The organism is Allobrachymonas denitrificans DSM 15123 (assembly GCF_900110225.1).
Classification (GTDB): domain Bacteria; phylum Pseudomonadota; class Gammaproteobacteria; order Burkholderiales; family Burkholderiaceae_C; genus Brachymonas; species Brachymonas denitrificans.
In genome coordinates, this window is sequence record NZ_FOCW01000001.1 from 547,902 (window position 1) to 560,691 (window position 12,790).

The 12,790-nt window shown below is 65.6% G+C and carries 12 protein-coding genes; 9 read left to right on the forward strand and 3 right to left on the reverse strand.

Annotated features, from left to right (window positions below; all coding sequences use genetic code 11):
- Window positions 1-100: 100 nt before the first annotated feature.
- Both upp and BMW28_RS02580 read right to left on the reverse strand, forming a co-directional pair.
- On the reverse strand, window positions 101-736 hold the full coding sequence (gene upp / locus BMW28_RS02575; RefSeq protein WP_091813453.1) for a uracil phosphoribosyltransferase: 636 nt from the start codon (window positions 734-736) through the stop codon (window positions 101-103).
- Between the two features lie 16 nt (window positions 737-752).
- Entirely contained in the window at window positions 753-2,270 is a 1,518-nt protein-coding gene (locus BMW28_RS02580; protein ID WP_091813455.1) for a helicase HerA-like C-terminal domain-containing protein, read from the reverse strand.
- A gap of 98 nt (window positions 2,271-2,368) precedes the next feature.
- On the opposite strand from BMW28_RS02580, the gene BMW28_RS02585 reads away from it, so the two are divergent.
- The 9 genes from BMW28_RS02585 to rng all read left to right on the forward strand — a co-directional run bounded on the left by BMW28_RS02585 (window position 2,369) and on the right by rng (window position 10,611).
- Window positions 2,369-3,100 (forward strand): YebC/PmpR family DNA-binding transcriptional regulator, encoded by a 732-nt coding sequence (locus BMW28_RS02585; RefSeq protein WP_091813457.1) that lies wholly within the window; start codon window positions 2,369-2,371, stop codon window positions 3,098-3,100.
- Between the two features lie 2 nt (window positions 3,101-3,102).
- The gene (purD, locus tag BMW28_RS02590) at window positions 3,103-4,419 is read left to right on the forward strand and encodes a phosphoribosylamine--glycine ligase (protein ID WP_091813458.1); all 1,317 of its coding nucleotides are present in this window, start codon (window positions 3,103-3,105) and stop codon (window positions 4,417-4,419) included.
- Window positions 4,420-4,440: 21 nt separating this feature from the next.
- Window positions 4,441-5,145, forward strand: coding sequence for a 1-acyl-sn-glycerol-3-phosphate acyltransferase (locus tag BMW28_RS02595; protein WP_091813460.1), 705 nt, complete (start codon window positions 4,441-4,443; stop codon window positions 5,143-5,145).
- Window positions 5,142-6,086 (forward strand): oxygen-dependent coproporphyrinogen oxidase, encoded by a 945-nt coding sequence (hemF, locus tag BMW28_RS02600; RefSeq protein WP_091813462.1) that lies wholly within the window; start codon window positions 5,142-5,144, stop codon window positions 6,084-6,086. Before BMW28_RS02595 ends, hemF begins: the two co-directional genes overlap by 4 nt.
- A complete protein-coding gene (nadD, locus tag BMW28_RS02605; RefSeq protein WP_091813465.1) occupies window positions 6,083-6,757 on the forward strand; it encodes a nicotinate (nicotinamide) nucleotide adenylyltransferase in 675 nt (224 codons plus the stop codon). The genes hemF and nadD overlap by 4 nt, the downstream gene beginning before the upstream one ends.
- A gap of 76 nt (window positions 6,758-6,833) precedes the next feature.
- Window positions 6,834-7,682, forward strand: a complete 849-nt coding sequence (gene rsfS / locus BMW28_RS02610) for a ribosome silencing factor (RefSeq protein ID WP_091815390.1) — start codon at window positions 6,834-6,836, stop codon at window positions 7,680-7,682.
- A gap of 6 nt (window positions 7,683-7,688) precedes the next feature.
- Complete coding sequence (gene rlmH / locus BMW28_RS02615; protein WP_091813468.1) at window positions 7,689-8,171, forward strand: 23S rRNA (pseudouridine(1915)-N(3))-methyltransferase RlmH; 483 nt, start codon at window positions 7,689-7,691, stop codon at window positions 8,169-8,171.
- 200 nt (window positions 8,172-8,371) lie between these two features.
- Entirely contained in the window at window positions 8,372-9,004 is a 633-nt protein-coding gene (locus BMW28_RS02620; protein WP_091813470.1) for a Maf family protein, read from the forward strand.
- Window positions 9,005-9,096: 92 nt separating this feature from the next.
- Entirely contained in the window at window positions 9,097-10,611 is a 1,515-nt protein-coding gene (gene rng / locus BMW28_RS02625; RefSeq protein ID WP_091815392.1) for a ribonuclease G, read from the forward strand.
- Window positions 10,612-10,615: 4 nt separating this feature from the next.
- Here the strand turns inward: rng and BMW28_RS02630 are convergent, their stop codons facing one another.
- Window positions 10,616-12,649: an ATP-binding cassette domain-containing protein gene (locus BMW28_RS02630; RefSeq protein WP_091813473.1), complete on the reverse strand. Its 2,034-nt coding sequence runs from the start codon at window positions 12,647-12,649 to the stop codon at window positions 10,616-10,618.
- Window positions 12,650-12,790 lie beyond the last annotated feature (141 nt).

Genomic DNA, 12,790 nt, shown 5'->3' on the forward strand with positions numbered 1-12,790 from the left:
GCTGCATTTGCCGGTGAAACGTTGGCAGATGGTGGCGTCCAGGCCCTGTATTGACAGGGCCACATGCAACAAAGGCCAGTCGCTGACTGGCCTTTGTCATTCAGAGCGTTCCGAAGATGCGGTCTCCGGCATCGCCGAGACCGGGCACGATATAGCCCTTCTCGTTCAGCCCGCGGTCAATGGCAGCGGTGTAGATCGGCACGTCCGGGTGCGCTGCATGCAGTGTGGCAATGCCTTCCGGGCAGGTCAGCAGGCAGACGAACTTGATCGAGCGCGGCTTCAGCTGCTTGATGCGGTCCAGCGCCATCACGGCCGAGTTGCCGGTGGCCAGCATCGGGTCGACCACGATGGCGTCGCGCTCTTCCATCTGCGTGGGCATCTTGAAATAGTATTCGATCGCCTGCAGCGTCTTGGGATCGCGGTACAGGCCGATGTGGCCGATGCGGGCGCCCGGCACCACGCTCAGCATGCCGTCCAGAAACCCGTTGCCGGCGCGCAGGATGCTGATCAGCGCCAGCTTCTTGCCGTCGATGGCCTGGCCGGTGGTGGTTTCCAGCGGGGTTTCGACCTGCACGGGATGCAGCGGCATGTCGCGCGTGATCTCGTAGGCCATCAGCGTGCTCAGCTCGCCCAGCAGGCGGCGGAAGCTGGAGGTGCTGGCGTTCTTGTCCCGCATCAGCGTGAGCTTGTGCTGGATCAGCGGGTGGACGATGTGGTGGACTTCAGGTGTAGTCATGATGAGGCTTTCTCTTTCAGCGACGGCGACCCAGGATGCCACCCAGCACGCCACGGATGATTTCGCGGCCGGCGCTGCGCACGGCCGATTTGGCCATGGATTGCACCAGACCGTCATACTGGCCGCCGCGCGGGCCGGTGCGGCCGAACAGGGCTTCCTTGACCATGCCGCCCACGCTGCCGAGCAGGCCTTCGTCTTGCTGGGCAGGAGCGCCGGGCTTGCCTGCGCCACCATTCTTGCCGGCATCCGCGGCGGCAGCGGCGCCCCGCTGTTGCAGCATTTCGTAGGCCGATTCGCGATCCACCACTTTTTCGTAGTTGCCCGCTACCAGCGAGTTGGCCAGCAGGGCCTGACGCTGCTGTGGCGTGATCGGGCCGATCTGGCTGCCTGGCGGCACCACGTACACGCGCTGCGTCACGCCCGGGCGGCCTTTCTCGTCCAGGAAGCTGACCAGCGCCTCGCCTGTCGCCAGCTCCGTGATCGCCTGGGCAATATTGATGTCGGGGTTGGGGCGCATGGTTTCGGCTGTGGCCTTGACGGCCTTCTGGTCGCGCGGGGTGTAGGCGCGCAGGGCATGCTGCACGCGGTTGCCGAGCTGGGCCAGCACGGTGTCGGGAATGTCGATCGGGTTCTGCGTGACGAAATAGACGCCCACGCCCTTGGAGCGCACCAGACGCACCACCAGCTCGATGCGCTCCAGCAGCACCTTGGGCGCATCGTCGAACAACAGGTGGGCCTCGTCGAAGAAGAACACCAGCTTGGGCTTCTCGGGATCGCCGATCTCGGGCAACTGCTCGAACAGTTCGGACAGCATCCAGAGCAGGAAGCTGGCATACAGGCGCGGCGCCTGCAGCAGCTTGTCGGCCGCCAGGATGTTGATCATGCCCTGGCCGGAAACGGTCTGCATCAGGTCCTCGATGTTGAGCATGGGCTCGCCGAAGAACTTGTCGCCGCCCTGGCTCTCGATCTGCAGCAGTCCGCGCTGGATGGCACCCACGCTGGCGCTGCTGATGTTGCCGTACTGGGTGGTGAACTGGCTCGCGTTCTCGCCCACGTACTGCAGCATGGCGCGCAAGTCCTTCAGGTCGAGCAGCAGCATGCCGTTGTCGTCGGCGATGCGGAACACGATGTTGAGCACGCCGGTTTGTGTGTCGTTCAGGTCCAGCATGCGCGACAGCAGCAGCGGGCCCATGTCGCTCACGGTGGCGCGCACCGGATGGCCCTGCTCGCCGAACACATCCCACAGCGTAGTGGGGCAGGCAATGGGGGCAGGCAGCTCGATGCCGCGCTCCTGCAGCACACCGGCCATCTTGCCGCCGATGCTGCCGGCCTGGCTGATGCCGGTCAGGTCGCCCTTGATGTCGGCCATGAATACCGGTACACCGATCTGTGAGAAGGATTCAGCCAGTTTCTGCAGCGTGACGGTCTTGCCGGTGCCGGTGGCGCCGGTGATCAGGCCATGGCGGTTGGCCAGTCCTGGCAGCAGGGCGCATTCGGTCTGTGCATTTTTCGCAATCAACATCGGGTCGGCCATGGGGTTGTCCTTAGGGAGCGGCGGGTAAAAAAGTAGAATGGGAGGTTGTCCCTGCAGACAGAGACAGGGACGGGAAAGATTGAAAAGGATTATCCATCATGGCAGGGCATAGCAAATGGGCCAACATCCAGCACCGCAAGGGCCGTCAGGACGAAAAGCGGGGCAAGATCTGGACGCGGCTGATTCGTGAAATCATCGTCGCGGCGCGCAACGGTGGTGGCGATCCTGCTGCCAACCCGCGTCTGCGTCTGGCCATCGACAAGGCCAAGGCCGCCAACATGCCGGCCGACAACATCAAGCGCAACATCGACAAGGCCACGGGCAACCTCGAGGGCGTAACCTACGAGGAAATCCGCTACGAGGGCTACGGCATCGGCGGCGCTGCCGTGATCGTCGACACCATGACCGACAACCGCGTGCGCACCGTGGCGGAAGTGCGTCACATCCTGAGCAAGAACGGCGGCAACCTGGGCACCGAAGGCTCGGTAGCCTTCCAGTTCAAGCACGTGGGCCAGTTCTTCTACGCTCCGGGCACCGATGAGGACAAGGTGATGGAAGTGGCGCTGGAAGCCGGCGCTGAGGATGTCATCACCGACGACGACGGCGCCATCGAGGTGCTGACGACACCGGGCGATTTCGAGGCGGTGAAGGAGGCACTGGAAGCTGCCGGCCTGCAGGCCGAGGTGGCAGAGGTTACGATGCGAGCCGAGAACAGCATCGAACTGGCCGGTGACGATGCGCAGAAAATGCAGAAACTGCTCGACATGCTGGAAGACCAGGATGACGTGCAGAACGTCTATCACAACGCAGAACTGGATCTGGGGGAGTAAGCATGCAAGTACTGGTGATCGGCAGCGGCGGCCGTGAACATGCCCTGGCCTGGAAACTGGCGCAATCCGAGCGCGTGACCAAGGTCTTCGTGGCGCCCGGCAACGGCGGCACCGCGCGTGAGCCCAAGATCGAGAACCTGCCCATCAAGGATCTGCAGGAACTGTGTGCCTGGGCCAAGGCTCAGCCGATCGAGCTGACCGTGGTCGGCCCCGAGGCGCCGCTGGCGGCCGGCGTGGTGGACCTGTTCCGTGCCAACGGCCTGCGCATTTTCGGCCCCACGCAGGCGGCTGCGCAGCTGGAAAGCTCCAAGGCCTTCAGCAAGGCCTTCATGGAGCGCCACGGCATCCCTACGGCAGCCTTCGATACCTTCAGCGATCCGGCGGCAGCGCATGCCTACATCGACAAGATCGGCGCGCCCATCGTGGTCAAGGCCGATGGTCTGGCTGCCGGCAAGGGCGTGGTGGTGGCCATGACGCTGCAGGAAGCCCATGACGCGGTCGATTTCATGCTCGTGGACAACACGCTGGGCGTGCAGCACAACGAGGGCGGCGCCCGCGTGGTGATCGAGGAATTCCTGCAGGGCGAGGAAGCCAGCTTCATGGTGGTGTGTGATGGCACCGAAGTGGTGGCGCTGGCCACCAGCCAGGATCACAAGCGTCTGCAGGACAACGACCAGGGCCCCAACACCGGCGGCATGGGTGCCTATTCGCCCGCACCGGTGGTGACGGCCGATGTGCACGCCCGCGCCATGCGCGAGGTGATCCTGCCGACCATCCGCGGCATGGCCAAGGACGGCATCACCTACACCGGCTTCCTGTATGCCGGCCTGATGATCGATGCCGACGGCAAGGTCAAGACGCTGGAGTTCAACTGCCGCATGGGCGACCCGGAAACCCAGCCCATCCTGATGCGCCTGAAATCCGACCTGCTCGAACTGCTGATGGCAGCCACCGAGCCGGTGGGCGGCCATGGCAAGCGCCTGGCCGATGTGGAGCCGCAGTGGGACCGTCGCGTCACGCTGGGCGTGGTGGTGGCAGCGCCGGGTTATCCGATGCAGCCGCGCACCGGCGAGGCCATCAGCCAGCTGCCGCTGGATACGGACGAGGTGAAGGTGTTCCACGCCGGCACGCGTCTGGATGACGAGGGCAGGCTGCTCAGCAGCGGCGGCCGCGTGCTGTGCGTGACGGCGCTGGCCGACAGCGTGAAGCTGGCGCAGGCCAAGGCCTATGCCGCCATGCAGCAGGTGCAGCTGCCCGAGATGCAGTTCCGCACCGACATCGGCCACCGCGCCGCCGGACATTCCGGCAGCCAGGCCTGATCCGGGCCTGCGGGAGCGGGTATGCAGGCGCAGGACGTACAAGCCACTTCGCAACAGCGGGCCCTGGTCGATCCGGGCCCGGTGCCGGGACTGGAGGTGGTGCTCATGCCGCCTTCCGGCCCGCTGGTGCCCAAGGGTGGCAGCCGGCTGGCGGCTTGGTGCCTGAAGGCGCTGGGCTGGCGCAATGATTTTCCCGGCCTGCCGGACCCGCGCGGCCTGTTCGTGGTGTATCCGCATACCTCGAACTGGGACTTTCCCATGGGGCTGCTGTACAAGTGGTCGCACGGCCTGCCGTTTCGTTTCTGGATCAAGGACAGTGCCACCCGCCTGCCCGTGATCGGCCCCTGGATCCGCTGGGTCGGCGGCGTCGCCATCAACCGCAAGGCGGCGCATGGCGTGGTCGAGCAGACCATCGAGGAAATGCGCAGGGCGGATTTCTTCTGGCTGGTGGTGGCGCCGGAAGGCACGCGCAGCTATACCAATGGCTGGCGTACCGGCTTCTACCACCTGTGGCGCGCGGCGGATTGTCCGCTCGGGCTGGCCTATATCGACTACGCGCACAAGCAGATCGGCGTGCAGCACTACGTGCGATGCAGCGGCGACATGGAAGCGGACTTTGCGGCACTGGCACGCTACTACGAAGGCCGTACCGGCCACCACCCCGAAAAGGCAGCCCCAGTGCGACCTTATGAACGAACCCGTTCGCGCGACGCAGAACAGCCATGATCACTTCCACCTCACTCGACTCTTCCGAAACCTCCAGTGTCCTGACCTTTCTGCAGGGCCTGCAACAGCGCATCACCGATGCCGTGCAGGCCATGGAGCCGCAGGCGCGCTTTGTGGTGGATGACTGGCGCAAGGAGCCCGGCGAACGCCTGCAGGGCCATGGCCGCACCATGATCCTGGAAGGGGGCAGCGTGTTCGAGCGCGCCGGGGTCGGTCTGTCGAACGTGCGTGGTCCACAGCTGCCGCCATCGGCCACGCAGCACCGTCCCGAACTGGCCGGTGCGCCGTTCGAGGCCATGGGCGTGTCGCTGGTGTTCCACCCGCGCAACCCCTATGTGCCCACCGTGCACATGAACGTGCGCATGATTGCCGCGCTGCCTGCGGATGCCGCTCCGGTCTGCTGGTTTGGCGGCGGCATGGATCTGACGCCGTACTACGGCTTTGACGAGGACTGCGTGCACTTCCACCGCGTTTGCCAGGAAGCGCTGCAGCCTTTTGGTGATGACAAGTACCCGCGCTTCAAGCAGTGGTGCGACGAGTATTTCTTCCTCAAGCATCGCAGCGAGCAACGCGGCATCGGCGGGGTGTTCTTCGACGACTTTGCCGAGTTCGACTTTGCGCGCAACTTCGCCATGCTGCAGTCGGTGGCGGACGGCTTCCTGCCGGCCTATCTGCCCATCGTGCAGCGCCGCAAGGACATGGCATGGGGCGAGCGTGAGCGCGACTTCCAGCTCTACCGCCGGGGCCGCTATGTGGAATTCAACCTGGTGTGGGACCGTGGCACGCACTTCGGCCTGCAAAGTGGCGGCCGCACCGAATCCATCCTGCTTTCCATGCCGCCGCTGGCGAACTGGAGCTACCAGCGTACCGAGCCGGAAGGCTCGCACGAGGCGCAGCTGACGGCGCATTTCCTGCAGCGCCGCGACTGGCTGGCTGCATGAAGGCAGGGGTGCGCATCGGCATCTACGGCGGTGCCTTCGATCCGCCGCACAATGCCCATCTGGGGCTGGCGCGCGCGGCGGTGGAGCAGCTCGAGCTCGACATCCTCTACGTCATCCCCACGGGTCAGCCGTGGATGAAGCAGCGCCGGCTCACGGCCGCAGAACACCGTCTGGCCATGGCCCGGCTGGCGTTCGAGAGCGTGCCCGAGGTGCGGGTGGACGACTGCGAGGTGCAGCGCGAAGGCACGACCTACACCATCGACACCCTGCACGAACTGCAGCAGCGCCATGCGGTACAGGGCGATACGGAGATCACCTGGTATCTGGTGATGGGGCAGGATCTGTTGCACAGCCTGCCGCAATGGCAGCGCGCGGAGGAGCTGCTGCGCAGCGTGACGGTGGCGGTGCTGCAACGTCCGGACGCGGAACAGACTGCCGTGGAGCAGGAACTGGCCCAGGTGCGCGCGCAACTGCCCGAACTGCGCACGGTGCAGCTACACTTGCCGGCCAGCGACGCCAGTTCCACCCGGATCCGTGCCGGCATGCAACAGCGCATGTCGGACAACAGCGCGAACCGTCTTGCCTGGCTGCAAAGCCTTGTGCCGCCTAGCGTGGCACAGTATATTGAACGACATCAACTCTATGGGACTTCCACACCTGATGGCCACTGAAAAACCTTCTGCCAAAACCTCCACCAAGAAACCCCCCGCCGCTGCCAGGGCGCAGGCCGGCACGCTGCCCGTCGAGATGTCCATCACGGACGATTCTCCGGCTGCGGGCAAGATGATCCAGAAGCTGCAGCGTGCCATCGTGGACGGTCTGGAAGACGTGAAGGCGCAGAATATCCAGGTGTTCAACACGGCGCACATGTCGCCGCTGTTCGAGCGTGTCGTGATTGCCTCCGGCACCTCCAACCGCCAGACCAAGGCGCTGGCGGCCAGCGTGCGCGATGCCGTGCGTGATGCAGGCTTCAACAAGCCGCGCATGGAAGGCGAGGAAAACGGCGAATGGATCATCGTGGACTGCGGCAGCGCCGTGGTGCACATCATGCAGCCGGCCATCCGCCAGTACTACACGCTGGAAGACATCTGGGGCGAGAAGCCGGTGCGCCTGCGCATGGGCGCGCCTGCCGCCAAGGCGGCTGCCGAGAAGAAAGTGTCGCGCACGGCCGCCCGTACCGCTGCCAAGAAGGAAGCTGCTGCGGCGGCTGCCGAAGAGGCCGGTGTGGCAGAAGAGGGCGTGACGTCCGCCGCTGAAGCTGCCGCCAAGCCGGTGCGCAAGACGGCTGCCAAGGCACCGGCTGCGGCCAAGGCCCCTGTTGGCGAGGCCAAGGCCACCAGCCGTGCCAAGCCTGCTGCAACCAGGACGGCAGCCAGCAAGACGACTGCTGCCAAGCCAGCCGCAGCGCGCAAGCCTGCAGCCGCCAGCGAAGCGGCTCCGGCACGTAAGCCGGCCGTGCGCAAGACGGCAGCCAAGCCTGCGACCGACGCTGCTGCTACCGACAAGCCCGCCAAGCCGCGCGCCCGCAAGACCCCGGTCGTGACCGTGGTGGTCGGCAAGACTGTCAGCAAGAAGGCCGTCAAGGCCCGGAGCTAAGCCGGCATGAAGCTGGTGATTGTCGCGGTCGGGCAGAAGATGCCCGACTGGGCGCAGACGGCTTTCGATGATTACGCCAAGCGCTTTCCGCCCGAGTTGCGGCTGGATTGTCGTACCGTCAAGACCGAGCCGCGCAGCGGCGGCAAGACTGCAGAGCAATTGATGCAGGCCGAGGCCCAGCGCATTGAGGCCGCCATCGACAGCGCCTGCAACAAGGGCAGGCGCATCGTCGTGCTGGACGAGCGCGGCACCACCGTCACCACCAAGGCGCTGGCCGACAAGTTGCGTGGCTGGCAGCAGCAGGGCGACGATGTGGCGTTGCTGATCGGCGGGCCGGATGGCCTGCTGCCCGCGCTGCGCCAGCAGGCGCACGAGCGCATCCGCCTGTCCGACCTGACGCTGCCGCATGCCATGGCGCGAGTGCTGCTGGTGGAGCAGCTGTATCGCGCTTGGTCGGTGAATGCGGGCCATCCGTATCACCGGGAATAAGCGGTTCGACACGCGAGACGCGTTAGAGGTTGTGTTCCTCGCTCCTCCACGGGGAACGTAGTCCTTTGGGGCGATTTTCCGAGCGCGCACCTGACTCAAGGCGAAGAGGGCTCCGCCATGGTTTGGCGGCATACTGGATGCCTGAGTGGTCTGTAGTAACAGTCCATGCAGTTCCATTATCTACCTGGCCTTCCTGCATCATGCCCGATTCCTTTGTCTATCTCGCCTCCCAGAGTCCACGCCGTGCCCAGTTACTGGATCAGATCGGCGTGGCGCACCAGTTGCTGCTGCCCGATGCGGACGAGGACGCGGAAAGCCTGGAGGCCGTGCTGCCGGGAGAGGCGCCGCGCGACTATGTGCAGCGGGTGACGCTGCTCAAGCTGCAGGCCGCCCTGCAACGCTGGCAGCGTAGGGGGCTGCCGCCAGCGCCAGTGCTGTGTGCCGACACCACGGTCGCGCTGGGCAGCACGATTCTGGGCAAGCCGGCAGATGCGCAAGAGGCCATCGAGATGCTGACGCAGCTGTCCGGGCAGCAGCACGAAGTGCTGACGGCTGTGGCGGTCGGTGTGCCGGGGGCAGGCGGCGATCCCGTCGGAACGGCTGTGCTGCATGAGGAACTGAGTGTGTCGCAGGTTACCTTCGACCGGCTGGAGGCCGAACGCATCGCCGCCTATGTGGCCACTGGTGAGCCGTTCGGCAAGGCGGGTGCCTACGGCGTGCAGGGCCATGCCGCCACGCTGATCGCCCATATCGACGGCAGCTTTTCCGGCATCATGGGACTGCCTTTGTTCGAGACGGCCCGCCTGCTGCGCGGCTTCGGGTGGAGAATATAGGCTTGCCTGCCCAGGCGCCGCCTGCCGACCCGGCAGAACGCAGGGAATTCCGTGCCTACCGGCCTGGAGGTGCAGGCCTGATGGACGCTTTCATGCAACAAGACATTCTGATCAACTGGTCTCCGCAGGAGACGCGCGCCGCCGTGGTTGAGCACGGCGTGGTGCAGGAACTGCATATCGAACGCACGCTGCAGCGCGGGCGCGTGGGTAACATCTATCTGGGCAAGGTGGTGCGCGTGCTGCCGGGCATGCAGTCTGCCTTTGTCGATATCGGCCTGGAGCGCGCCGCCTTTCTGCATGTGGCCGACGTGTGGCAGCGGGGGGGCGAGCCCGACGGCGTGGAGGGCGTGCGCGCCACAGCCAGCCTGGCAGCGACCGGCCCCAAGCCGATCGAAAAGCTGGTGTTTGAAGGCCAGACCCTGATGGTGCAGGTGATCAAGGATCCGTTGGGCAGCAAGGGTGCGCGCCTGTCCACCCAGATCAGCATTGCCGGTCGCATGATGGTGTACCTGCCGCAGGATGACAGCATTGGCGTGTCGCAGAAGATTCCGCTGCCGCAGCGCGATGTGCTGCGCGAGCGCGTGCAGCAGCTGCAGGCACAGCTGCCGCCGGAGCCGGGGCTGAACCGGCCGGGCGGCTACATCGTGCGCACCAACGCCGAGGATGCCAGCGATGCCGAGCTGGAGCAGGACATGCGCTATCTGCGCAAGGCCTGTGCGCGCATCCGCGAACTGTCGCTGCGCCAGCCGGCGCCGTCGCTGCTGCATCAGGATCTGAGTCTGCTGCAGCGCGTGCTGCGCGACATGGTGGACGAAACCACGCAGAGCATCCGCATCGATTCGCAGGAGCAGTACCAGCTGCTGCGCGACTTCGGCGAAGAGTTCATGCCCGCAGCGGCCGAGAAGCTGCAGCATTACAAGGGCGAGCGGCCGATTTTCGACCTGTTCTCCATCGATGAGGAAATCGTGCGTGCGCTCGGACGGCGCGTGGATCTGAAGTCCGGTGGCTATGTCGTGATCGACCAGACCGAGGCGCTGACTACCATCGACGTGAACACCGGCGGTTTTGTCGGGGCGCGCAATTTCGACGAGACCATCTTCAAGACGAATCTCGAGGCGGCGCAGGCCATTGCGCGGCAGGCGCGCCTGCGCAATCTGGGCGGCATCATCATCGTGGACTTCATCGACATGGTGCGGCCGGAGCACCAGCAGGGTGTGCTGGCCGAGCTGCGCCGCCAACTGCAGCGCGACCGCATCAAGACCATGGTGGGCGACTTTTCGCAGCTGGGCCTGGTGGAGCTGACGCGCAAGCGCACGCGCGAATCACTGGCGCGCATGCTGAGCGAACCCTGCCCCACGTGCAAGGGCACGGGCATGGTGAAGACGCCGCGAAGTGTGGCCTACGACATCCTGCGCGAGGTACTGCGCGAGGCACGCCAGTTCCATCCGCAGGAGTTCCGCGTGATTGCGTCACCGCAGGTGATCGAGTTGTTTCTGGACGAGGAAAGCCAGCATCTGGCCGGCTTGAGCGAGTTCATCGGCAAGCCGATTTCGCTGCAGGCCGAGGCGGGGCTGGCGCAGGATCAGTACGACATCGTGCTGATGTAAGGCGTCAGCGATCGGCCAGCGCGCCGCGGTGCTGCAGCCGCGCATAGACGCCGCCGCTCTGCAGCAGTTCGACGTGGCTGCCTTGTTCCACGATGCGGCCGGCTTCCATCACCACCACGCGGTCGGCGTGTTCGATGGTGCTCAGGCGGTGCGCCACGATCAGGGTGGTGCGACCCTGCATCAGGGTCTGCAGGGCTTCCTGCACCAGGCGTTCGGATTCGTTGTCGAGCGCTGACGTGGCTTCGTCCAGGATCAGGATGGGCGCGTCCTTGTAGATGGCGCGCGCAATGGCCAGACGCTGGCGCTGCCCGCCGGACAACTGCGTGGCGTTGTGGCCGACGACGGTATCCATGCCTTGCGGCAGGCGCGCGATGTGGGCGGCCAGATTGGCGGCTTCCAGCGCGGATTGCACACGGTCGCGGTCGATGTCCTGGCCCAGCGCCACGTTGGCGGCAACGCTCTGGTTCAGCATCACCACGTCCTGCGTCACCATGGCGATTTGCGAGCGCAGCGCCATCAGCGGCCACTGGTCCAGCGGGATGCCGTCCAGCAGCACGCTGCCGCTGGTGGGCAGCACGAAGCGCGGCAGAAGGTTGACCAGCGTGGTCTTGCCCGAGCCGGATGGGCCGACGAAGGCGACGACTTCGCCGGGGGCGATGGAAAGGCTCACGCCTTGCAGGGCCGGGGTGTCTTCTTCATGGGGTAGGGTACCGGCTTCGGGGCTGGTACTGGTGTCTTGCAGAGGCGTTTCGCTGCCAGCCTCATCTGGGCCGGAAGGGGCAGAAACGCCAGGTTCAGGGTCGCCTTGTGTGGGTTTGGCGGTGCTTTCCCCGGCATCTGCCGAGGCTGCACCGTTTGCAACTGGACTTTCGCCCGGCCGCGCCGACGCCTGTGGCACATAACGCACCTGCACCGCGTCAAAGCGAATCTCGCCACGCGCCTGCGCCGGTACGGCGGTGCTGGTTTGTCCCTGCGGTTCGGGCGGCACCGTCTCGACCATGGCCAGGCCGCGCTCCAGTGCCGCCACGCCGCGCGTGATCGGGTTGGCGACGTCGGCCAGGCGTCGGATCGGGGCCACCAGCATCATCATGGCGGCCACAAAGGCGACGAAACCGCCCACGGTGACGGCGCGCTCGGCATCGCTGGCGGCCTGGGCCTGCCAGAGTGCAATTGTGAGCACGGCGGAGAGCGCCACGGCGGCGACCGATTGCGTCAGCGGCGTCATGGCAGAAGCGGCCACGGTGGATTTGAGCGCCAGCTGGCGCAGGCGGCGGCTCAGGAAGCCGAAGCGCTCGTTCTGCTGCTCCTGCGCGCCATGCAGGCGCACCATGCGATGCGCCAGCACGTTTTCCTCGACCACATAGGCCAGTTCATCAGTGGCCTGCTGGCCTTGCTTGGTCAGACCGTAGAGCCGGCGCGAGAGCTTGCGCATGACCCAGGACATGCCCGGCACCAGCACCACGATCACCATGGTCAGCTGCCAGTTCAGATAGAGCAGGTAGCCGACAAGCGCGATCAGCGTGAAGGTGTCGCGCGAGAGGCCTAGCAGGGCCTGCACCAGCATGGTGGCTCCGCTCTGCACTTCGAACACCACGGTGTTGGACAGGCTGCTGGCCGATTGGCGCGAGAACAGCCCGAGCTCGGCATTGAGCAGGCGGGCAAACATGTCCTGGCGCAGCTTGACCATGCCGTCGTTGGCGATGCGCGAGAGGGCGTACTGGGCCGCAAAACCCGCCACGCCGCGCACCACGAACAGCGTCAGCACGGCGGCGGGAACGGCCCACAGCTGCAGCGAACCTTGCGTGAAACCGCGATCCAGCAGCGGCTTGAGCAGGGCAGGAATACCCGCTTCGGTCAGCGAGCCGGTCAACGTGGCGAGGACGGCAAATACCCACCATTTGCGGTCGGTGCCGAAATAGCCGGCAATCCGGCGCAGGCGTGCGGCCAGGGACTGGCTGGGCACGTCGGCCGTTGCGGGAGGAGGTGCAGCATCAGAAGGCTGCGCGTCGGCGGCAGGGCCGGCGGGGGAACGATTCATGGAACACGGCTCTTCAAAGTCTGTAAGCATTGTAGACGGGGGAGTACCTCCGGGGTACCGTGGTTTGGCACAGGAAGCGGTGCGACGAAAAAGCCGGGACCCGCAGCAGGTGCTGCGGCAGCAAGGAGCGGGGCAGCCGGG